This is a genomic window from Roseburia lenta (assembly GCF_014287435.1).
Lineage (GTDB): Bacteria > Bacillota > Clostridia > Lachnospirales > Lachnospiraceae > Pararoseburia > Pararoseburia lenta.
The window spans coordinates 230,967-253,778 of record NZ_JACOPG010000002.1; the positions used below are offsets into that span (position 1 = coordinate 230,967).

23 protein-coding genes are annotated in these 22,812 nt (G+C 42.2%); 1 reads left to right on the plus strand and 22 read right to left on the minus strand.

Going from position 1 to position 22,812, the window contains the following annotated elements; all coding sequences use genetic code 11:
• Nucleotides 1-6: 6 nt before the first annotated feature.
• From H8R94_RS05070 to H8R94_RS05155, 20 genes are all read right to left on the minus strand, one after another.
• A complete protein-coding gene (locus tag H8R94_RS05070) occupies nt 7-1,491 on the minus strand; it encodes an L-fucose/L-arabinose isomerase family protein (RefSeq protein WP_186854071.1) in 1,485 nt (494 codons plus the stop codon).
• Between the two features lie 137 nt (nt 1,492-1,628).
• Complete coding sequence (locus tag H8R94_RS05075; protein ID WP_118280252.1) at nt 1,629-2,504, minus strand: helix-turn-helix domain-containing protein; 876 nt, start codon at nt 2,502-2,504, stop codon at nt 1,629-1,631.
• Between the two features lie 21 nt (nt 2,505-2,525).
• Entirely contained in the window at nt 2,526-3,281 is a 756-nt protein-coding gene (locus H8R94_RS05080) for an SGNH/GDSL hydrolase family protein (protein WP_186854072.1), read from the minus strand.
• A gap of 17 nt (nt 3,282-3,298) precedes the next feature.
• A complete protein-coding gene (locus H8R94_RS05085) occupies nt 3,299-4,264 on the minus strand; it encodes an acyltransferase family protein (protein ID WP_118280254.1) in 966 nt (321 codons plus the stop codon).
• A 127-nt stretch (nt 4,265-4,391) separates the two neighbouring features.
• The gene (locus H8R94_RS05090) at nt 4,392-5,750 is read right to left on the minus strand and encodes a M20 family metallopeptidase (protein ID WP_186854073.1); all 1,359 of its coding nucleotides are present in this window, start codon (nt 5,748-5,750) and stop codon (nt 4,392-4,394) included.
• A 105-nt stretch (nt 5,751-5,855) separates the two neighbouring features.
• Nucleotides 5,856-7,037 (minus strand): MalY/PatB family protein, encoded by a 1,182-nt coding sequence (locus H8R94_RS05095; protein ID WP_118280255.1) that lies wholly within the window; start codon nt 7,035-7,037, stop codon nt 5,856-5,858.
• 35 nt (nt 7,038-7,072) lie between these two features.
• A complete protein-coding gene (locus H8R94_RS05100; RefSeq protein WP_186854074.1) occupies nt 7,073-8,239 on the minus strand; it encodes a trans-sulfuration enzyme family protein in 1,167 nt (388 codons plus the stop codon).
• Between the two features lie 142 nt (nt 8,240-8,381).
• Complete coding sequence (gene thrH, locus H8R94_RS05105) at nt 8,382-8,981, minus strand: bifunctional phosphoserine phosphatase/homoserine phosphotransferase ThrH (protein ID WP_118280257.1); 600 nt, start codon at nt 8,979-8,981, stop codon at nt 8,382-8,384.
• Nucleotides 8,982-9,130: 149 nt separating this feature from the next.
• On the minus strand, nt 9,131-9,262 hold the full coding sequence (locus H8R94_RS12270; protein WP_279286812.1) for a hypothetical protein: 132 nt from the start codon (nt 9,260-9,262) through the stop codon (nt 9,131-9,133).
• Nucleotides 9,240-9,929 (minus strand): flavodoxin family protein, encoded by a 690-nt coding sequence (locus H8R94_RS05110; RefSeq protein ID WP_118280259.1) that lies wholly within the window; start codon nt 9,927-9,929, stop codon nt 9,240-9,242. The genes H8R94_RS12270 and H8R94_RS05110 overlap by 23 nt, the downstream gene beginning before the upstream one ends.
• A gap of 125 nt (nt 9,930-10,054) precedes the next feature.
• Nucleotides 10,055-10,276, minus strand: a complete 222-nt coding sequence (locus H8R94_RS05115) for a hypothetical protein (protein WP_243238465.1) — start codon at nt 10,274-10,276, stop codon at nt 10,055-10,057.
• An 88-nt stretch (nt 10,277-10,364) separates the two neighbouring features.
• Nucleotides 10,365-10,751, minus strand: coding sequence for a YbaN family protein (locus H8R94_RS05120; RefSeq protein ID WP_118280260.1), 387 nt, complete (start codon nt 10,749-10,751; stop codon nt 10,365-10,367).
• Between the two features lie 191 nt (nt 10,752-10,942).
• On the minus strand, nt 10,943-11,590 hold the full coding sequence (locus H8R94_RS05125) for a hypothetical protein (protein WP_207722456.1): 648 nt from the start codon (nt 11,588-11,590) through the stop codon (nt 10,943-10,945).
• A gap of 22 nt (nt 11,591-11,612) precedes the next feature.
• Entirely contained in the window at nt 11,613-11,774 is a 162-nt protein-coding gene (locus H8R94_RS12435) for a helix-turn-helix domain-containing protein (RefSeq protein ID WP_334298645.1), read from the minus strand.
• Entirely contained in the window at nt 11,775-11,912 is a 138-nt protein-coding gene (locus H8R94_RS12130; protein ID WP_243238466.1) for a hypothetical protein, read from the minus strand.
• A 211-nt stretch (nt 11,913-12,123) separates the two neighbouring features.
• On the minus strand, nt 12,124-13,851 hold the full coding sequence (locus H8R94_RS05135; RefSeq protein WP_186854075.1) for a recombinase family protein: 1,728 nt from the start codon (nt 13,849-13,851) through the stop codon (nt 12,124-12,126).
• 4 nt (nt 13,852-13,855) lie between these two features.
• Nucleotides 13,856-14,905, minus strand: a complete 1,050-nt coding sequence (locus H8R94_RS05140; RefSeq protein ID WP_186854076.1) for an ORF6N domain-containing protein — start codon at nt 14,903-14,905, stop codon at nt 13,856-13,858.
• Nucleotides 14,906-14,975: 70 nt separating this feature from the next.
• Nucleotides 14,976-15,254: a helix-turn-helix domain-containing protein gene (locus H8R94_RS05145; protein ID WP_119298074.1), complete on the minus strand. Its 279-nt coding sequence runs from the start codon at nt 15,252-15,254 to the stop codon at nt 14,976-14,978.
• A gap of 79 nt (nt 15,255-15,333) precedes the next feature.
• The gene (locus H8R94_RS05150; protein WP_186854077.1) at nt 15,334-15,561 is read right to left on the minus strand and encodes a hypothetical protein; all 228 of its coding nucleotides are present in this window, start codon (nt 15,559-15,561) and stop codon (nt 15,334-15,336) included.
• Entirely contained in the window at nt 15,542-15,949 is a 408-nt protein-coding gene (locus tag H8R94_RS05155; protein WP_186854078.1) for a replication initiator protein A, read from the minus strand. The genes H8R94_RS05150 and H8R94_RS05155 overlap by 20 nt, the downstream gene beginning before the upstream one ends.
• 518 nt (nt 15,950-16,467) lie before the next feature.
• Between H8R94_RS05155 and H8R94_RS05160 the strand changes: the two genes are divergently transcribed.
• A complete protein-coding gene (locus tag H8R94_RS05160; protein ID WP_186854079.1) occupies nt 16,468-17,178 on the plus strand; it encodes a hypothetical protein in 711 nt (236 codons plus the stop codon).
• Between the two features lie 90 nt (nt 17,179-17,268).
• On the opposite strand, the gene H8R94_RS05165 is transcribed toward H8R94_RS05160, so the two are convergent.
• Nucleotides 17,269-18,390, minus strand: a complete 1,122-nt coding sequence (locus H8R94_RS05165; protein ID WP_186854080.1) for a DUF2971 domain-containing protein — start codon at nt 18,388-18,390, stop codon at nt 17,269-17,271.
• A 422-nt stretch (nt 18,391-18,812) separates the two neighbouring features.
• Nucleotides 18,813-22,805: a type I restriction endonuclease subunit R, EcoR124 family gene (locus H8R94_RS05170; RefSeq protein WP_186854081.1), complete on the minus strand. Its 3,993-nt coding sequence runs from the start codon at nt 22,803-22,805 to the stop codon at nt 18,813-18,815.
• Between the last annotated feature and the right edge of the window lie 7 nt (nt 22,806-22,812).

Consider the following 22,812-nt stretch of genomic DNA (forward strand, 5'->3'; position numbering starts at 1 on the left):
TATCTCCTATTTAAAAGGGTTCTCTGTAGGATAACGTACACCGGCTGGCTGATTGTATCCAATCTCCTCTACCGGAACACCGATATATTTGAATACTTCATATAAAACCTTACCGTAATTACCAAAAGCAACGGCTCCATGATGTGGGAAGTTCTTCTCGATCAATACATGACGATAGAATCTGCCCATTTCAGGAATGGCAAAGATACCGATGGATCCGAAAGATCTGGTTGCTACCGGAAGAACTTCGCCCTGTGCAATGTAGGCACGGAGTTTGGCATCGGAAGTTGACTGCAAACGGAAGAATGTGATGTCTCCCGGTGCGATATCTCCCTCTAAGGTACCGTTGGTCACCTCGATCGGAAGGCTTCTTGCCATGATCTTCTGGTACTTCATCTCGCAGAAGGATAACTTGTTGGAAGCGGTATTGCCGCAGTGGAATCCCATAAAGGTATCCTGTAAGGTATAGTCAAATTTGCCCTTGATATCTTCTTCGTACATATCCTTTGGTACGGTATTGTTGATATCCAAAAGGGTAACAGCATCCTGACTGATCACAGCACCGATAAACTCGCTGAGTGCTCCGTAGATATCTACTTCGCAGGAAACCGGAATACCCTGCTTGGTCAGACGGCTATTTACATAACATGGTACAAATCCAAACTGGGTCTGGAATGCTGGCCAGCACTTGCCTGCGATGGCAACATACTTGCGATAGCCCTTGTGCTCTTCGATCCAGTCTTTTAAGGTGATCTCATACTGTGCCAACTTGGCAAGGATCTCCGGCTTCTTGTTGCCTGCGCCAAGTTCTGCTTCCATGTCTGCTACAACAGCAGGGATTCTTTCATCCCCTTCATGCTTATTGAAGGCTTCAAACAGATCCAGTTCTGAGTTCTCCTCAATCTCGATACCCAGTTGATACAACTGATAGATCGGTGCATTACATGCCAAGAAGTTGAGTGGTCTTGGTCCAAAACTGATGATCTTTAAGTCAGAAAGTGCTACAACGGCTCTTGCGATCGGTGCGAATTCTGCGATCATATCTGCACAGTCCTCTGCGTCGCCTACCGGATACTCCGGGATATAAGCCTTGATGCCGCGCAGGCGTAAGTTATAACTTGCGTTGAGCATACCGCAATATGCGTCGCCTCTGCCGTCCAAAAGGCTATCGCCGTGTTCTTCTGCTGCTGCAATGAACATCTTTGGTCCTTCAAAATGCTTTGCCAACAAGGTCTCTGAAATCTCCGGTCCGAAGTTTCCAAGATATACGACCAGAGAATTGCATCCTGCCTTCTTGATGTCCTCCAGCGCCTGTACCATATGGATCTCGCTCTCAACGATACAGATCGGGCACTCGTAAACATCCAAATCCGGATACTTACTATGTACTGCCTTCATCAGAGCTTCTCGTCTGGAAACAGACAGGCTCTCCGGGAAACAGTCTCTGCTGACTGCTACCACACCAATTTTTGCTTCTGGAATATTTGTCATTGTTTCACCCTCCAATATTTCTTAATACTTTTACCATTGTTTTTTGCAAAAAAGGATGTAATTTCATGCACTGAAACTACATCCTTATTGTATCAAAAGAAATGATTTTCCTCGACTTTATACTTGATTGGTACATATCAATTTTTTGACATTTGCCCGCGATTTTTCCGATTGTACTCGCTCGGCAGCATACCATACTTTTTCTGAAATGCCTTTGCCAAGGCACGGCTGTCCGAAAATCCGACCTGGGTCGCGATCTCACTGATGGTCTTATCACCCTTCTCCATCTCCTCCACGGCATGCTCTAAACGGATGCCGGACAGATAGGACTTATAATTGATCTGGGCGTATTTTTGGAACATACGGGATAAATGTTCGATGGAATAGCCAAATTGCTCCGCCAAAGACTGTAGGGAAATATCCTCCGCATAATGCTTTTTGATATATTCCGTGATCGGCGATAATCTCTGCAAAGCCTTGGAAGACCGGTACAAAAGATCGTCTGCCTCCTCCTGGCGATAGACGGTCACCAGCAACTGCATCATGGCATAGTAATCGCGCAACATCTCATATTCATGCCCCGGCACATCCGTACCGGTCAGATCGTAGATATTGCGGATGAGGGTCATCATCTTTTTCTCATTCTCCTCCATCTGCGCCGGATCCAGATCTGCCATAGCCCCCTTTCCCTTTTTGTGGAAAGAGATAAAATGATCGGCAGTCAAGTAATTCTTGAATTCACTGATCGGGATCTGCACATAGACCGCCAGATTTGCTTTCTCCGCACGGATAGAGTGGAGTTCGTTGGTGTTGATGATGATAAATTCACCGCTCTCGACCCGGATCTTTTTTTCGCGCAGGATAAAGACCAGGCTGCCCTCATAAATGGCAAAGATCTCCACCGAATTGTGCCAATGCGGCTCTCTGGTGTAGTTGCCGCCCGCCCCTTCAAAAATATCAATTTTAAACGGCATGCCCGCTCGTGGCACGACCACCTCATGTTCGTAATTCATACATGCTCCTTATGGTGCTTTTTACTCGCCTGCATTGTCCGTCGTCTGCGTTTGTGAGAAGTCGACATCCGTCGTCTCGATTCCAAGCGCATTGCAGATCATCTTTGCATATGCACTGCGTCCTGCTCCATTCAAATGGATGCCGTCATTATAAAACCAGTCCGGGTTCTCTGCCCCTAAGGCATCCCAGGCAATGACTTCCACATTTTTGTTGTCCTTTGCCAACTGGCGGATCACACCGTTTGTCCGCTCCTGATCCTGCAAATACTTGCCATAGACCGTGACCCAGTAGATCTTGGTATCTTTTCCCAGATAATCAATGATCTCCTGCCCGGTCGCCTGACTGAAATAACAGTTGGTGCCCAGTTCGATCACTACGGTAGAGCCCAATTTATTTTCTTCTTTCAGACCTTCTAAGATCTCCACGCCGTCCCTTGCCTGCCGGCTTTCCTTGGCGTCGATCACACCATCCGGGATCGCCTGCATCAATTCCGGTGCGGCTCCCAACATAACCGAATCGCCAACACAGGTGATCTTTGATCCGCTCTCCTCCTTGGCATCCTTGCTGTCGGATGTATCCTGATCGGCGCTGGTCTGCTTGGCTGCATCCTGCTCCTTTAACATCTTCTGGTTGGCTTTGAACTCCTTTTGCAGATCTTCCGCCAGACGATCGGAAGATTTGGACGGAGCCTTGATAAAGCCCACGATCGCGATCGCGGAAATGATACCGACCACGATCCCAATGGCTACCTTTTTGTAATACTTCTTATCTTTCATCGCTACGCACCCCATTTCTAAAAGATATGCTGTAAGTTGATAATAAAGAGAAGCGGATAATGCCAGAGATAGATCCAGTAACTATGTCTGCCGATCCATTGCAGGACCTTATTCCGGTTCAGTGCTGTTGTCGTAAAATCGCACTGGTTCATCACATAGACCATAAAGGCAAAAAACAGGCTGATCAGCGCCATACCGCCACGGTAAAGCCATGCCTGCTCACCTTCGACAAGTACAAACAAGGCGATCGTCACCAATAAAGATACGAAAAAAAGAGCACGCCCATTGTCCCCCTGAAAGAGGATGTTGCCTTTTTTATTCCAGTCATCTTCCTTGAGGCCTAAGACCACGCCGATCAAGAAGGAAAAAGCACGTGTATCCGTGCCGTAGTAAACACGATTGACATTGTCTGCATGGTACATCAGTCCCATGGCAAGTACAGAGGCAACTGCCAGTAGGACAAAAAGCCAGATCGCCCCTTTGCCCAGACGCGGCTCGATCCATTTTTTATAAAGTAAAAAGAGAAGTGGCCATACGACCAGGAGTTCCATTTCCACCCCCAGATACCACAGGTGGGTAAAAGGCGAGTGTTCCGTGATCTTCATAAAGTAGGATGCCTGCGTCAGCATCTGCCACCAGTTGTTGTAACCCAGAAAGATACTTGCCGCTTCCTCTCTTGCCCCTAATAATAATTCCTGATGAAAGACGGTAAAAAAGGCAATGACCGCCATGACCATGATATAGAGTGCCGGATATATGCGTAGCCCTTTTTTGATATAATATTTACGAATGTGAAAACTCTCATTATCCCAGTCGATCTGACCTTTCTTTGCCGCCAGATACCCCGATATTAAAAAGAAAAAGCAGACGCCAAGAAAGCCTCCCTTCATGGCGAATGGAAAGATATGATAAAGCACGATCCCCAAGATGGAAACTGCCCGAAGGAAGTTGATTCCTTCATTGTATGTATATGTTGTTCTCATTTGCTATCTCAATCTATATAAATGTATTCTTATCTAAAAGTATGTAACTTTATTTCCGAATATTATTATATATGGCAGTCTGCTCTTTCGCAATTAGAAAATGCATTTTTTTGACAAATTTTATGATTTAGATTGCCAGAAGATTCTTGATCGCTTCCATGTAGATCAATACGGATTCTTCCATGCCGGATACCAGAATATACTCATCTGCACCATGGATGCGATAATCCACACCCAATTTCTCCGGTCCGAAGGCAATAATATTCTTTAAGGACTTGGCATAAGTGCCGCCGCCGATGACCATAGGCTGGTGTTCGCTGTCCCCAGTCACATCCACATATGCCTTGTAAAGAGCCTCGACCAGTGGAGATTCTCTCGGGAAGAAAAGTGGATCCCCGATCTCAAGGATCTCAATGCGTCCGTTTTCATCTTCCAGATGTCCCTGACACATACTACGTACCCGGTCTGCCTTTAAAGTCACAGGCACACGGATATCGATGGTGCAGGAAATGACACCGTCCTCAGTCTTAACGATACCGTTGCAGAAGGTAAGATCTCCGTACTCATCTGCAAACTTGAGCCCAACGCCTGCGCCGTCACACGCTGTGCCTAAATGGCTATTGTAGAAGGTCACAAAGTCATCCTCAAAGCCTGCTTCTGCCAGACTCTGACAGGTAACTGCCGCTGCATTGACTCCAAGTGTCGGTGTAGACGCGTGCGCCGGTACACCCTTGGCAAAGATCGTGGTCCTGTCGCCTTCCTGGCTTACTTTATATTCCTGCAGATCGGTCTCTGCCAAAACCTTTTCCAGACGGTCCTTCAAGCCATCCTTTGCCGGAATCACGGTCGTACAGGAATCACATACTGCATTTGAGACGAACCCACCATTCATGGAAAGGATCTTGGTATGCTTGGAATATGCCATCATCTCCATATGTCCTTTTTCCCCATGGATGCACGGATAACTTGCATCCGGCGTAAAGCCACAGGAAAGTTCTTCTTCAACTTCATTATAATGCTCCATACATTTCGATCCGGTCTCCTCATTACATCCCATGATAAGACGCACACGCTTGTTCAACTTGACACCGGAATCACGCAAAAGTTTCATAGCGTAAAGTGCCTCGATGACCGGTCCCTTATCGTCTGTCGTTCCGCGGCCATAGACGTAGTCGCCATCACGCGTCAGGGTAAAAGGATCGTATGTCCAGTCACCGCCGGTCGGAACCACATCCAGATGTCCTGCGATACCAACGATCTCATCCCCCTCGCCCATTTCTGCATAACCACAGTAATTGTCGAGATTGACGGTGCGAAAGCCCAGTCCCTCTGCGATCTCAAGTCCCACACGAAGCGCCTCTGCCGGTCCTTCGCCAAATGGCTTGCCTTCCTTTGCCTCTGCCAACTGCGAATCAATGGCAACCAGTTTGCCCAGATTTTCTATCATTTCTTCTGATAATCCATGAATCTGTTCTTTGATATCCATAATGTCCTCCAAGTTTTTGATAGCCCCAGTATAACACATCTGCTGTGCGTTTTGACATAGAAAAAGAGACAGAAATCTCTCCTGCCTCTTTGCCCTTACTTCCTTTTATTTTGTAAATGCTTTTTCAATCCGCTCCATTGCCTCTTGCACGGTACTGCGCGGACACGCTACATTGATACGTTCAAAGCCTTTTCCAGACTTGCCGAAGATGGCTCCACTGTCCAGCCAGAGTCCTGCCTCATAGATGACCTTGTCCTCCAGTTCCTTTTGACACAAACCTGTGCCGCAGAAGTCCAGCCAGACCAGATAGGTTCCTTCCAGGTCGATCATCCGAACATCCGGCAATCGTTCTTCTACAAAGGATCTGACATAGTCAATATTTCCCCGCACATAAGAAAGCATACCTTCGTACCACTCGTCCCCATGTGCATAGGCAGCCTGACAGGCAACCAGCCCCATGAGCCCGATCTGGCTGACACCTGCTGCATCCAGTTGATGGATAAATGCCTTGCGCAGATTTTCGTTTTTAATGATGATATTGGATGCCTGCAAGCCTGCAACATTAAAGGTCTTGCTCGGAGAGGTACAGGTCACTGTGATATCCGCCAAGGCATCACTCAGTCCGGCAAAAACATGGTGTTGCCCCTTAAAAATAAAATCATGATGGATCTCATCACTGACCACCGTCACACCATGACGCAGACAAATCTGTCCTATATGCAAAAGTTCTTCCTCCGTCCATACGCGCCCCACCGGATTGTGGGGATTGCAGAGAAGAAATAACTTGATATTCTCACGCACGATCTTGTCTTCAAAATCCACAAAGTCTATATGGTAGCGGTTGTCCTCGCCCAGAACCAGATCGTTGCTGATCACACGTCTGCCGTTATCGCGGATAACCTCGGAAAAAGGATAGTAGACCGGTGACTGCAAGAGCACGCCATCGCCGCATTTGGTGTATGCCTTGACCGCCATGGCAAGTGCTAAGACAATGCCCGGTGTCTTTACCACCCATTTCTTTTCGATCTCAAACTGATGGCGTCTGCGCATCCATCCCTGCAGTGCCTCAAAATAGGCATCATCCGACTCACTGTAGCCAAAGATCCCATGCGAAGCGGTCTCTACGATCGCATCCTGTATATAGGAAGATGTCTGAAAATCCATGTCTGCCACCCAAAGCGGCAGGATATCTGCCGGCATGCCGCGCTCCACCGCAAAGTCATATTTTAAGCACTTGGTCCCTTTTCGGTCGATCGGTCTGTCAAAATCTAAGTTTCTCTCTGCCATGATTTCTCCTTTTGTATCTCTATCTTCTATATTTCCTAGCCTTCTATTTTCTGCTCTGCCTCGGCAAAGACTTTTTTAAGTTCTGCCAGAAGATCTTTAACATCCTCAATGCCTACAGACATACGAAGGGTACATTCGGTGATGCCGTTTTTCCTGCGGATCTCGTCCGGTACGTCTGCATGGGTCTGTGTCATCGGATAGGTCAGAAGTGTTTCCACGCCTCCCAGACTCTCTGCATATTTGATCATGCGGACTTTTCCAAGAATAGCATATGCATACGCCTGATTTTTTACCTGAAAAGTAAGCATGGCACCAAAACCGCGCGCCTGCTTCTTCATGATCTCATGTCCCGGATGGCTTTTGAGGCCCGGATAGATCACCTCAGTGACACAGGACTGCTTTTGCAGCCAATGCGCGATCTCCATAGCGTTTGCCTGAGCGCGTTCCATGCGGATGCCTAAGGTCTTGATCCCACGCTGGATCAGGAAACAGTCAAATGGCGCCAGACCCGCCCCGGTCGTCTTGATCAGGAAACGAAATCTTTCTCTGATATCCTCCCGATTTGTGACAAGAAAGCCTGCCAGCGTATCATTATGACCGCCTAAGAATTTCGTCCCGCTATGGATGACAATGTCTGCTCCCAGATCCAGCGGATTCTGGAAGTATGGGGACAAAAAGGTATTATCCACGATCAAAAGGATGTCATGCTTTTTTGCCACCTGAGCCAAAGCAGCGATATCTGTCACATTCATCATAGGATTGGTCGGTGTCTCAATGTAGATCGCCTTGGTATTTGGCTGGATATAGTCCTCTACATTGACCGCATGACATGGCACAGAAGAAAAGGTCAGCCCATTCTTGGAAGATACATGGCTAAACAGACGGATGCTTCCACCATATAAGTCTTCATCTACGATCAGATGGTCTCCCGGCGCAAACAACTCCATCAGCATGGTAATAGCCGCCATGCCTGTGGTAAATGCAAATGCATCAATGCCGTTTTCCAGACTTGCTACAATCTTTTCCAGATGTTCTCTGGTCGGATTCTGCAAGCGGCTATAGTCAAAGCCTGTACTCTGTCCCACGCCCGGGTGTGCATACGTTGCCGTCTGATAGATGGGATAGGAAAGAGCGCCAAAGTGGCTACAGTCTCCTTCCTCCTCTTCTAAGTGTAAACATTTTGTCTCAAATCCTCGTGCCATATGTATATGTCCCCTATTCTTTTCTAAAGTGTATGTTTTGGATTGTATCATACATTTCATACTGTTGCAATAGGAATTATATGAAATAGAGTAAAAAAGAAGGACATATCTCTTGTAGAAGATATGCCCTATCACTTGCTTCTTATAAGGCTGCCTTGATGGCTGCCAGCAATTCGTCATATGTCTCATATGCCGGAATATCCGGGTTGTCCTGCTTGATCTGATCGGTGGATTTAAAGAGAAATCCCGCCTTGCTCGCCTTGATCATTCCGAGATCGTTGTGGCTGTCACCGGAAGCGATCGTATCATAACCGATGGACTGTAATGCCTTGACCGTGGAATACTTGGAATTTTCAATGCGCATCTTAAAACCGGTAATCTCGCCATCCTCTGCCACTTCCAGCGAATTACAAAAGATGGTCGGATAGCCCAATTTCTTCATCAGAGGTCCTGCAAACTGGGTAAAAGTATCACTGATAATGATGACCTGTGTCATTTCCCGCAACTGATCTAAGAATTCCTTTGCGCCCGGGATCGGATCGATCTTTGCGATTGTCTCCTGAATCTCCTTTAAGCCAAGTCCATGTTCCTTTAAAATACCAAGCCGCCAATGCATCAACTTATCATAGTCCGGCTCATCTCTGGTCGTTCTCTTTAATTCCGGGATACCGCTCTCCTCAGCAAATGCGATCCAGATCTCCGGTACCAAGACGCCTTCTAAGTCCAAGCATACTATGTTCATCTTTTTTCTCCTGCCTTTATTCTCATTTTTTCATAAGTATAGCATACCAGGCTCCCGGACACAAATAAGGGAATGTAAGAAGATACCAGCCGTTCCAGCACGCTCCCACTTTGTATGCCATATCCTGCACACACGCCCTGCAAGATCTGTCAAGAGGTCAGTTCCGTGATCCCCTGTGCTCCCGGTAAAGGCAGCATCAGAGACAATAAGACCATGATGGAATTTGTCAAAAAAATCCTCTTTCGTATCGTCAATCCCCTATTTCCAAGGGCGCTTGCCATCCAGCCATCCTTTTTCCTTCCAGTATTTTGCATCCACACTGTCCGGACGCTTCTTTAAGACCATAGACATGACCGGGAAAAATATCCTGGTCTTTAAAGGTGGCTTTACCCTGCCCTGGTTGGCTTTGATCTTGGACGCAAGCGCATCCATATCTCGCTCGATCTTGTCCTTGGTCTTTGCCGTCACATCTTCCCACTTCATAGCACGAACAGCGATACCATACTTGTAGGTCTTAGCCACACCCCAATAAGCAGCACTGTCCGCCATATCCTGACAGGTGTTCTTTTGTCCGCCACCTGCCGCGGTCGCGATACAGACCATCTGCTTTTTGAACATGCTCTCCTCCGGGCGATGCATGATCCAGCGCCATCCATAATGTTCCAACAATGCCTTCATAGCAGAAGTGACATGGTAAACATAAACCGGACTTTCAAAGATCAAAAGGTCTGCTGCATCGATCGCCTCTGTGATCGGTGCCAGTTTCTCATAATGCGGACACAATTTTTCGTCCTTTTTGATGCACTGGGCACAACCGACACACATCTGATCAAAGTCGCGCGGTAAGACGATCTCCGTGATCTCTCCGTCTATTTTTTCTGCTAAAATCCTTGCCACATGATAAGTCGAGCCTTTGTGGCTCTGTCCATGGATCAATGTAATCTTCATAAAATGCCATCTCTTTTCTTCTTTTATTCGCAACTCATTCTAAACTAATAAAAGGTCAAATGCAACGGCATTTCGGTTTTTTATACAAAACACAAATCCCCCTCGAACCTGAGGGGGTATCTATCTTAGTGGATAAAATTTGTATAGGTAAATTCCGGTTCTTCCGGCATGGAAAGTCCCATCTTCATCGCTACATTCTTACAATTCAACCAAAATGCCATATTATTGCCTAAAACCAGCATAACCTGCATGCCCTCGGCATCCTGCTGCACCTCTTTTGGATTTGTGCCATGCACCATATTCCAATATCTGGAGGTAATGATCGGCATCTGCATCCTTTGACACATATTTTATTACTCATATAACTATACTAGAAGATGTCTCCAAACAGAAGTCTCTCTTTGTTAGGCAGTATAAACCTAAAGGTTATGTCTCTTATGATTTCTCCACCGGAATTGTCTTGATCCTAGTAAAAAAATAGACATATTTAAAGATGATAAGGAATATGATAAATGCCCTCCCATACCAATTCGGCATTGCTGCAAAGGCTAAGAGCAGCATGCCCGATGCCGGGAGAAGCAGACTGAACTTTGTCTTTAAGGTCATACTCCGATTTTGCACAAACTCGTCCAAGTGATTTTTGTATAGTTTTGTGCCGGTAAACCATGTATGGAACTTTTCAGAACCCTTAGCAAGACAAAATGATGCTAATAATAGAAAGGGTGTTGTTGGCAGTACCGGCAAGACCACACCAACAGCACCGATTCCGATCGCTGCAAAGCCCAGGATCAGCCATAGGATTCGTAGTGGATTTTTCTTCATATAAAATATACCCTCCTGTTAGTTTATGCTAACCATTATATCGCAGTTAGGCTAGACTAACAAGTGGAAATATTTGCTTAGCAGAAACATCGTTATCGAGGTGAACTGAATGGCAGGTTATTTCTCTCCTTCCATCGCAAAATCCATGTCATCATTTTCGTAAGATCATAAAACTTGTTATATTTTTCTACTTATTGTGTTCCAATGTCACTTCTTATACTATTAATAATTTTTCTCCGAATTATATCAATTCTGTTATTTCGTGGATCATCAACATTTTCCACACTATAACCAGATATAAATACCTTATGGATAATCACCTCAAATTCTACAAGACAATTTCGCACATCCTGTCCTGCATAAAGATCAAATACTGCTTTATCACATTTACAAAATGCTTTATATCTATCCTTTGCTTTATAATATTCATCTCGTATCTCAGATATCTTTTTCTTCGCATATTGTCTATTAGATATTTGCGTATTGATGGCGTTCTTCCTCTTATAATCAGTAGTTTCATCATTTAATTGTACTTGATAATCTTCTAGTTGATCATCCAAACTCATTAAAACGCCATCAAACCACTCCATTTCATAATTTGGCGGATATTCAACACACTGCAAAACATCATTCGGCGATACATTTGGGTACTGATTAACAATATCAACTAACTTTATATATATGTCATTTAATTTTTCCCTTTTTACCTCATACTTTTTCTGTTTAACTTCCATTCTCCACTTATGTTTCTCAATCAGTGAGTTTACAACCAAAGTGACCATTGCTGTAAGTAAAGTCGCTCCTGCACCGATAATCGTCGCCATCATTGTATCTGTCATTACCATTTCTCCTCTACCAATCTTATATATAATATTTTCTTTCCATTTCGTCTGCAATTTTCATCTTGTCATAATACGCCTTATACCTGTAAATTGTCCTCTCACTGACATTGTTTCGCTTCGCAATCTCCACCATTTTCATACCGCTCTCGTAGCCAGCGACAAAATCATTGTAGATTGCCATCTACTTGGCGTTATGTTTCTGCCGTCCGCTCAATTTACGATTTCTGTAATACTCCAATTCCGCTCGAAGTTCTACATTCTCTTTTTCCAACTCCTCAACTCTTTTTAACGCGTCTTCAAGTGTTACAATCTTTTTCATCTTATCCCTCCATTTATGACACTATCACTTTGTCTGTATTATAAATGATAACATATAATTGGTCAATCTGATTTTGTCATGTTATCATAATAACTCTGATTAACATACGTTACTATACCCAACTATATAAAAAGCAGATGACATACAAAACTTTATACGCCACCTGCTCACTTTAAATTTATTTAGTTATTTCTTCACAACCATCCACTCATCATCCTCTCGCCAGCAGGCACACCGTTTCAAGTGTCGGAAGTTTTTTCAAGGTAAAAGTCTGCGCATCAGATTGCTTTTTATCCAAAGAAATACCATCAACTCGAACTACTTCCTTGCCATCTCTAAGAATTGTTACCGGAAACTGAAATTTGATATTCCTAATCCAATTACCATCTTCCCGTCTTTCCGGAAATATATCAATACGCTCTATAAAAGCCTGCATAAACTGTTTCTTTTCAGCATCCGTACATTCTGCATATAATTCATTAAATGCGTTCAAAAAGCCGTATATGCTGTCAGCATCAATCTGATTTTTCTTAAGTCCATATACCTGAGACTTCAAATCTGCGATTGCCTCTTCCACTTCATCTATTTTATCATATTGGGTATCTAATCGCCTCTGTAAATCTGAAATTTTTTTATCGTAATGAATATCTGTAACATCCAGATTATCCATCTGCTGTTCAAGACGTGTTTTAATTGTCTCTGCCTGATGGAGATTTGCGTTTAATACAGATAACTGCTTTACCAGATCAGAAGTATCAACAGTTGCCCCGATTCTGTCTTGAATAGCATCCTTGAATTTTCCTTCCCTAGTCATTGCCGTAATCAATTTTGCAAGCACATCATCAATTTGAGACTGTTCAATGTTACATCGAAAAGTACATTTATGTCCTGTGGCATTTACTGTATTCTTGCAATAGTAGTAATATCTGGTTTTCTTATCTTTCCGCCCTGCTTTTGCAATGTTGCCATACATTCCTTTTCCACAACATGGACATTTCAATATTCCTGACAAAATATGTGCATGCTCCGGATCATGAATCTTTTCTCTTCTGTAATTATTTTTAGAGCGTTTCTCCTGTGCAAGATTCCAGTCCTCCTCAGAAATAATTGCTTCATGGATTCCCTCATATACAGGGAACTCCGATTGTTCCACTACATGTGTTTCATTACGGGTTCCTGTTTTCTTTTCGGTGCGCCTGCGTCCGTATGCTATCTTCCCCATATACACTGGGTTATCAATAATCTTTTTGATAAAACTTGATGAGAAACCAGGGATTGTTCCGTTTTGACGTAATTTCTTTGTATAACCATGATTATTCAAATAATTGGCAACGCCATTGATTCCATCATTGGTATGAATATACCGATCAAAAATCATTTGAATAATTTCCACTTCATCCTCTGCAATAACAAGTTCTCCATTTCCCAGCTTATATCCATAAGGTGCAAATCCACCGTTCCATTTTCCTTCTCTGGCTTTTTGCTCACGTCCAGCCATCGTCTGTACTCTTATGTTCTCACGTTCCATCTCTGCTACAGCAGCAATAATAGATATAAGCAGTTTACCGGCTTCTTTTGAGCTGTCAATTCCGTCTTCTACACAGATAAGATTCACACCATAATCCTGCATAAGCTGTAAAGAGTTGAGCACATCTGCTGCATTTCTGCCAAATCGCGATAATTTAAATACAAGGACGAAATCAACTCCGTCCTTGCCATCTTCAATATCATTCAGCATCCGCATAAATTCCTGGCGGCCTTTTATATTCTTACCGGAATGTCCTTCATCAGAATATTCTCCTACAATCTCCATATCTTGAAATTCTGCATATTTTCTTAGCTTGTCCTTCTGTGCATCAAGACTATAGCCATCAACCTGAATGGCTGTAGATACACGAGTATATATGTAACATCTTGTTTTCTTCTTCAATAGTCTCACACTCCTATTTTGGTAATACTAATGGCGAATTTTTCAATAATCCTGCAACAACAGAGTTGTATTTGGCTGTTCCATAATCCTCAACGATGCTTGTTATTCTAGCCCCGGCATCCTTGGAAGAAGAGCCACACAGAAAGACTCTCTCATCCGCCGTTCCATAATCCAACACGATAAACCGATCATGAAATATGCCGCCAGTCTTCTTCATTGACAGTTTTACAGTTGGATATTCCTTACAGAAATCCGTATATTCTATGTTGTGAAGTTTATTATTTCCAACATTGTCACTGAATAAAATAATATTTACTCCTGTCGGAGAATTCTTAAGATGTACCAGCGTTCTTAAACCAATGTAATTATCAACCACATATATTGATGACTTTGCCTGCCTGTAAATAGACTCGTAAACCTCATCCGCACTACTAAATTTTGCATTAAACATAAGCCACTTTTCATCATCATCTGAAATAAAACTATTCATCATATCCGCAAGTTCAGATTTCGTCACTACATCCTTCAAGCCTTCTGCGACATCAGAAATCTGTTTTTCAAGAGATATCATATCAGAATTGATTTTACTAATTTCAATTCTGTTGTTAGCAGTCTCCATGCTTAACTGAAGTAATTCTCTCTGTCCGATTAAATCACGATTTTCTAATATGTAATCTTTCATTCTTTTGAAGGTTCTTATTAATGCCTTACTCTGTTTAACAGCCAATGACCCTTTTAAAACAGTCATCAGCATATATAGTCCTTGCTCTGTAAATACATGAGGATTATAGCGGCTTTTTGAACTTATATTTGCGGTACAATTTTTGTACCGCAAATCTTCTAATTCCTCATCCGTCAATTCAAACATAAAATCTTCATCAAATTTCTCAATATTATTTTTTACCTGTCTATTAAATCCCTTCGTATCATAGCCATATATCTCTGCTAAATCAGCATCCAACAATACCCTTTTACCTCTAATTTCATAGAGTTTTTCTTTTAAGTATTCTTCAGTTACTTCTATTACTGTAACATCAATTTCCTTCTTTTTATCTTCTGCCATAAAACTCCTCCGTTCATTTTTTGTCCGAAAGCATCATATCTGACCATTTTGCTGATGCCAGTAAAATGGTCTAGTGTTCTGTTTTGGTGATTTTGTCATAATACGCTTTATACCTGTAAATCGTTCTCTCGCTGACATTATTACGCTTTGCAATCTCTATCATAGTCATACCGTTCTCATAGCAAGCGACAAAATCATTGTAAATAGCCATCCATTTTGCATTGTGCTTCTGCCTTCCGCTTAATTTACGATTTTTATAATATTCCAATTCTTCGCGTAACTCGGCGTTTTCATTTTCTAATTCTTCAATTCTTTTTAATGCTTCCTCGAGTGTTATAACCTTCTCCACTTCATTGTTCCTCCGTTCATGTCATTTTCGTTTTGTCTGTATTATATATTGCTAATTAGTATTAGTCAATTTGATTTTGTCATACAAGAGCGCTTTTCATATTCATCATGTGAATAAAATACCGCTGATACCTTTTGCAAGCTATGTCTTTCCATATACTCTCTGCCTGAATATTCCTAATCCACTCGTTTAGATTCCATTTTTGTTTTAAAGCCGGTCCATATTTTAGAATCAGGGATGTTATTACATCTGCACATCTCTCAAAAACTGCATTCTCTTTTGCATCTTCATAATACTTCTTTCTCATTGCTGCTCCCCTTTCCGAACATAATTTGTTTTGGCAGCCAATTTGAATTATCTGCTTTGAGCAAATCATAAACATAAATCTTATTCGGTCTTCCCAAGCCCTGGTGTCTTCGGTAGATCAAGCCATGCTCCTCCAGCTCCTTCAACATTTTGTTAACCTTCTTGTTTCCCAAATTCATCAGGTTCATAATTTCTTTGATTGTAAAAATGATATAGGTAATTCCATATTCATCACGCCATGCGTCTCCATTGGAGTCTGACAGGCCCTTGCGATCCAGAAGTATTCCATATAATACTTTTGTCGCATTCGTCATGTCTCTGAACATGTCTTCCTTAAAAAATCTCTTAGGTATCCTGTAAAACTTATAATCAAAAGTTACATTTTCCATTGTCTTATCCTCTCTTTCATTCCTAATTTCGCTACTTGGCAAGCAGTGCATTTGTGCACACAAAATGCATTTTTAGCTTGTTGGGGAAATGCCCCAATCCCCTAAAACCATGAAAATAAATTTTCACGGAGCTACGCCTATCGGCTTTGTCATACTGATATTTCCAACATTTCATAAATTTTTCACTCCTTCCATTCCTGATTTATGAAATTATTTTCTCAGATTTTCTATGCCGATTCGGTATATCCAAGATGCTGGAAAATTTTTCTTTTTGTGATTTTTTCTAATATTATGGACAAGACAGGTAAAGAATTGCTATTTATCTCATAGCAATATCATGGTAATCTATCTGTATCTTTAAAAACGAGGAAAATACTATGCATACAAAACTTACCATACCAGAAATACTGAAAGATTTGAGAGTCTCAGAAAAAAGAATGTCGTTGTAGGAGTTATCCGATGCTACCGGTATCCCTAGCTCCACGCTTGGCAATTATGAAAAAGATGAAAATATAGATATGTCGCTCAGCAATCTTATAACGCTTTCAAATTTTTACAACGTAAGCACAGATTACCTTCTTTGCCGGACAGAATTGCGGAAACATAAAAATCAGTCGGTATCTGATCTGCACCTAAATGACGATGCCATACAAATACTGACTGATAAAAAATATAACCCTCGATTATTATCTGAATTACTCACACATGAAAATTTCAAAAAATTCATGACTGACCTGGAAATCTATATTGATGGCTTTAACGATAAGGGAATTCAAATAGCGAATGCTTTTCTTGATGTGATGAGATGTAAATTAACAGAGCTTGGTGCCGATTCCACTGATACATTTGCAACTGTATTTGATAATTCACACATTGAGTCAGAGCAATATTATATGAATATTCTGTCAGACGACTTAAATCCGATTGTCTCTGACCTGAGAAATGCACATATGAAAGATAGCAATACTGCCAGCAACATTGACTATCAAAGCATGGTCAAAAATATCATTGATGACTTTACATCTCAAATACCTACTACCGCAGATGACGATGCAGAGTCATCAAATGATGCTTATATAAATGGTCTTTTGCTTCTTTTCTGCAAAAATCTGGAGATGAAAGTCTCTCAGCTTTCTGTGGAAGAAAAGCAGACATTAAAAGAAATATTTTCCCGGTCTAAACCTGCAAAAGAACATCGGAAGCTGAGGCGAAGGAATCCCAAGTTATAAACTACTTACCAAAAACAAGGCATTTCACCTCAATTAGGTAATCTGCCTTGTTTTCTATGATTCTTAAATATATGCACATCTTATTTGCCCTTATCTTAATGGACAATCTGATTTCTTCACTTTGTTTGCAAGTTTTAGCAACCCGTTATTTTTACAATAAAACTGCAAATCTCTTACGGTTTGTTTTGATGTAGGTCCAATAACGATAGAGTCGAATAAATCTTCAAAGTCTATTCCTTCTTTTTCACACAATTCTGTTAAATTCAAAATATAGACCTGTCTAATAGTATTAAGTATTTTACATTGAAGATGCTTATCATTTTCATTAACAAAAAGTGGAGAAATCCTTATTTCTTGCTCCGTCGAAAAACTTTCATGCTTATGAAGCATTGCACATAACAACAAATTATCAATCAAACCGTTTAAATTTGAAAAATTGTCCATCTTATCATATCGAATATAATCTCGTAACAGTTCTTTCATTTTATGTTGCTTGGCACAATAACCATAATATTCTTCATTCATAATGATCTGATTGTAAAAAATAAGCTTAAATAACATTGCTGTATTAAATACAATCGCTACTCCTTGTCCACCACATGCATACCTATCCCATTGTGCTGCATCATTACGTGCTTTGGATACGCAAAATATATATGGATATTCTTTTTGCAATCTATCTTTGATTTGCCCAAAAACATCATTGGCTTTTTCCTTATTAGCTGAATCAATGCATGCATACACCTCTTTTTCCAGATCGTTTATAAACCCTATTAATTCTTCTCGATCATTCATATGTTCTGCACTGCCAAACCAAATCTCTTTCTTGCCAATAATCCCACATAATGCATTTATATCTGTATAATGCCATAGTGTTTTTCCATACTTTTTTACCGCCCTTTTCACTCGTTCTTCCCTATAGTCATCTCTTCCCATAGAATTGTTTGCCTTGTAATTTACTACTTTTGTATCAAACAATAGATCGTGCTGTTCGCTCTCATAGCGATCCTGCAAATTCATGTCGTGGTCAGACTCATCAAGCATGATAGGCAGTTCAAGCGACAAGCCCTTACCGATCTTCAACTTCTTGGTAATGATGCACTTGTTCTCATCGTCCCAGCGTTCATAGCAGTAATATTTACCGTCCGCGGTAAAATAACAGCCCCAGTTCGGATTGAATCCACTTTTGCGCTTCTTTGTTTCATTCTTCATTGCAGTGTCCTTTCTGTCCGAATGGAGGACGGTGGGACACAAAAAGAGCCTGTGGTTGAAGATGAACCACAGGCTCTGATTTGCCGAAATAGGCGCACAAAAGCAACGGTGGGTGCATCTTCGCTTCAAACACAGCTGTTATTGCTGTGTTTGGAACTCTTATGCATCCCATCGTCCTTATAGCGCTATTCGGACTAAATGAGATTTGTTTTATTGATTACATTTGAAAGTTACCATATTTGCTTTTTTTGCCCGTTGTAGAAAGTTCTACGGAAAAATGATGTAAAAAGGCTCTGCGGAATCTAATTACTCCGCAAAGCCCTATAAATTGGCATTAGACTGTTGAAGAAAGTTCTACAAAAAAATTTAAGTAAAAAATAGACCGGATTTCTCCAGTCTACTTTTTTGCTTATTTATTATCATTATTTGATGGGTGGTTGATGTATCAAATGTTCATAATGAATCGCCACCAATTGCGCATAAGTATCAGAATAATCCTCTGCCCAATACAGATGCAGTATTTGGTCATATATGGTATTCTCTTCACCCTTAGCTCCCGGAAGCGTCAAGTCCAATGGTCTCTCCGCTAACTGCAACAATCTATTGCTTAACCTGAACGGAATATGAATTCCCAAGCAACAGGAAACGACATTCTCTTTTGTGAGATTCTTTCCTTTCTTCATATTGCTGACAGTCGTATTATCAAGTCCGGTTACCGACTTAAGCGTTCGAAACGATACATTACAAATCTTCTTGTCCATCAACGTCGCAAGTGCTTCTCCGAATTCCATGCCATTTATCGCAGCTAGCATCTCTCGCGCAATCTCGTTCACAAGACCAAGGCTCAATTTCTCATCATCCGATAATGCCGAAAGCTCATCATAATAATTGAAGGTCTTGCTTGCCATAGAGCTCGGCAGGGTAATGTAGTGGAGCTCACCCGTCTCTTTATCCATTACAAACTGCAGGAAGCATTCTTCCTCATGTGCTTTGGCATATTCTGTAAAAAACAGTTTTCCCTTATCATCTCGTTCCAGATATTTCTTATCATAAACACAGAGCTTATTATCCACATATGCGAAACAATCGGTATCCACCATGCAGGCAAGAGCCTTGCTCTCTGAATACCATTCTTTGAGCTTTGCTTTTTTGACGGATGTTGTGATAGTTTTTCCTTCCATCACTTCATCTGTCAGCACAACCCCCACCGGCTTCGAATTACTGTCGGTGTCCATAGATACCGTTTCGACTTTCGTCTTATGTTTCCTGTCAAATTCATTCTCAGGATATGGATCCTGCCCGCCCGAAAGAAGAAAATACCGCAGATAAGCATCCACTAACATTGCAAGCCTTGACTGGCGGAAATTCTGATGCTCCACAACAGTAAAAAATTCTGTTGCCTTACTATTATCCACGCTCGCCTTCAGTTCATCAAATTTACCATGTGCCTCTATGGTTTCCTTCGTGACTTTCTTTGCCAGCATTTCGCGCAAAAGCCTCTCATAGCATCCCAGTCTGCGAACCACCCGCTTGATCCTTGCGTTTTCAGCCCCCTTCATCAGGTCAGATATATACTCGCGGAAAGACTTACCCGGAATAATTCTTGCATTACCGGCTTGCACATCATGAAGGAAAACCTTTGCATACTTTTGTTCCTCTGCTGACAACATGGAAAACGACTTATGCAAATCAGTCAACGTCTTGTCCAGCGTTTCTTGATCATACTCACCCTGAATCAGCTTGAGGAACTTTTCAAAACGAGTATTCATATACTCGGCATCAATCTTTGTCGTGTCATACTCTGTGATATGAATTTTTACATCATACGGAACATCCCCGCAGTGACCTCCGCAACCACCTCCTGCCATCTCCTTATATCTTGCTAACAAGATCAGATACGTCATTTCATCGAATAGCATCTCTATATCCGTTCCGTCTTCAGCAGAATACACTCGCTGTTTCCAGTTGAATCCCTGTATCTTAGCTGCTTGAAGATAGGTGTCGAATTGATTAAATGTCTTGGCAAACTTCCGTTTCTCAGACGGTTCCTCTGGTAGCTCCTCAAAGTTGTTAATGGAACCAGCATCAAATATTTCCTTAATCTTTTCAAATGTCCTATTAAGATTACGCAGATTCCTCGGCAACTTGTCCACGAATAGCCCCGTAGGGATATTGCCGGAATAAGCCTCTACCGCCGCTTCGATGTTTTTCTCCATCGTATTCGGACTTCGATAGTATTTTATGATACCAAAAGGCTTCTCTGATTCGTTGAACAGTCGATTGGTTCTCGAAAATGCCTGGATTAAGTTTTCATACTCCATCACCTTATCCAGATAAAGAGTGTTCACCCATTTTGAATCAAATCCGGTAAGCATCTGATTTACAACAATCAGAATGTCTATTTGCTGATCTGGTTCCAATCTTTCATACGGCTTCTTATGCGCAAGCCGCAGGCTCACATCTTTCCTGAACTTGTCATACGTCGGTATTGTAAATGTCTGCCCCAGCCGATCCCGATAATCTTCCAACATCTCCACGATACCGTCTTCCTTATCCAGAGATCCGGTGCCGCTCTCATTATCAATCGTAGGATCAAACATTGCCGTTATCATCAGATCCGGCATTTCCTTTTTCATCAGCCTCCAATACCGTACCGCTTCAGGGATACTGGATGTAGCAAATATCGCATGGAACTTGCCACCACGGCTGTATATAAGCCACTTCTTCTTAATATCCGAAATAACCCCCATTATGTACTCATCCGTCTGGTACTGCTCATTCGGAATGAAATCTTCAATGCCCTTTACCCACTTATCGCCAACCTTCTTCCCGTACATTTTCACCTGGGAAGAGTCCATCCATTTGTAGAAGACCTTCTTTTTCTTTTCGTCCTTCATAACATCTTCTACCGTTTCGACCTTGGCTTTTTCCAAGGCTACCTTCTGACGGAGCTCATCATCGTCATATATCTTGACCATATAAGGATCAAAGCCAAGGACATTCTTATCCCGGATGCCATCCGCAAGTGTATATCTATGGATTTCACTACCGAAAATAGTTGTGGTCGTGCTGTCCTTTTTAATATTAACGTCCTGGATCGGCGTACCGGTAAATCCGAAAATAATAGCATGCTTGAAGGTATCTTTTATTGTCGTTAACATATCACCGAAAGTAGATCGGTGGCATTCGTCGATTATTATGACCAGCCTCTTAGACCTGATCTTTTTAAGGTCAGCATCCTTCAACCCTGCCATATCCTCTGAAATATTGCTGAGCTTCTGGATGGATGTAACGATGAGCGTATTATCCTGATCATCACTTTTCAGCTTTGATATCAGAATGTCTGTATTCTCCGTAGCTTGTACGCTCTCCGTTTCTGTAGCAAATGACCTGTACTCTTTGAGCGACTGGATACCCAGTTCTTTTCTGTCCACAAGAAATATAACCTTATCCGCATCATGCGAACTTGCAATCAGCTGAGCGGACTTGAAACTCGTCATCGTTTTGCCGCTGCCCGTTGTATGCCAGACATGTCCGCCCCTTTGAGTCTCGGGCGTATCTTCTTTCCAATTCCTCTTTGTTACCCGATCGGCAATGCCGATTGCAGCGTAATACTGATAACTTCTCATTACCTTAAGCTGGTTGTCATCTGTATCAGCAATCGTATAGAATCCGATCAGCATATGAGCCATAGGAATATTCAGAAGCCCTGCCGTAACCTTATCCCATTCATTAATAAGCACATTGTCAAAGTTCGCCCAATGGAAAAAGAACGCTGGATTGAAAACACCATCCTCTCCAGGATTTGCAAAATAGACCGCTTCCTCAGGCTCCATTGCAACGAATACCTGTATCAGAGAAAAGATCCCCCGGAACGCACCCTCATGCGAATACTTTATGATTTGGTTATATGCATCGCTTACCGGAATGTCGCTTCTCTTAAGCTCGATATGGATGACAGGCATACCATTGATCAGGAGCATCAGATCCCCTCTTCTGTCATTCAGAATAGGCGATTTCGTATTGAAATGCGGTTGCTGAACAATCTGGTATCTGCTCTCACCATAAGCGATTTCCTGACGGTCATAAATCTTCAGGCTGACTTCTTTTCCAAAGTGCAGTTCATCATCCAGATTGTCTCTAATAATAGATACACTCCGACCGTTAATAAAGCTGTTCAGCTTCAGCGGTGTCCGCAGATTGATGATCTGTTCCATGATCTGCTGCATCTCGCCATCCGTCAGCGGACACTCATTCAGACAGTTTCTCTGTCTGTTGTTATTGAACAGAATATCCGCCCAGTTTTTAAGTAGATCTGCTTCCGATGGATGACGGATCACCTCTGGCTCCCATCCACGCTCTACTAAGACGCCTATGACGGCTTCTTCAAAATCGCTCTCTTTATCAAAGATCACGTCCGGC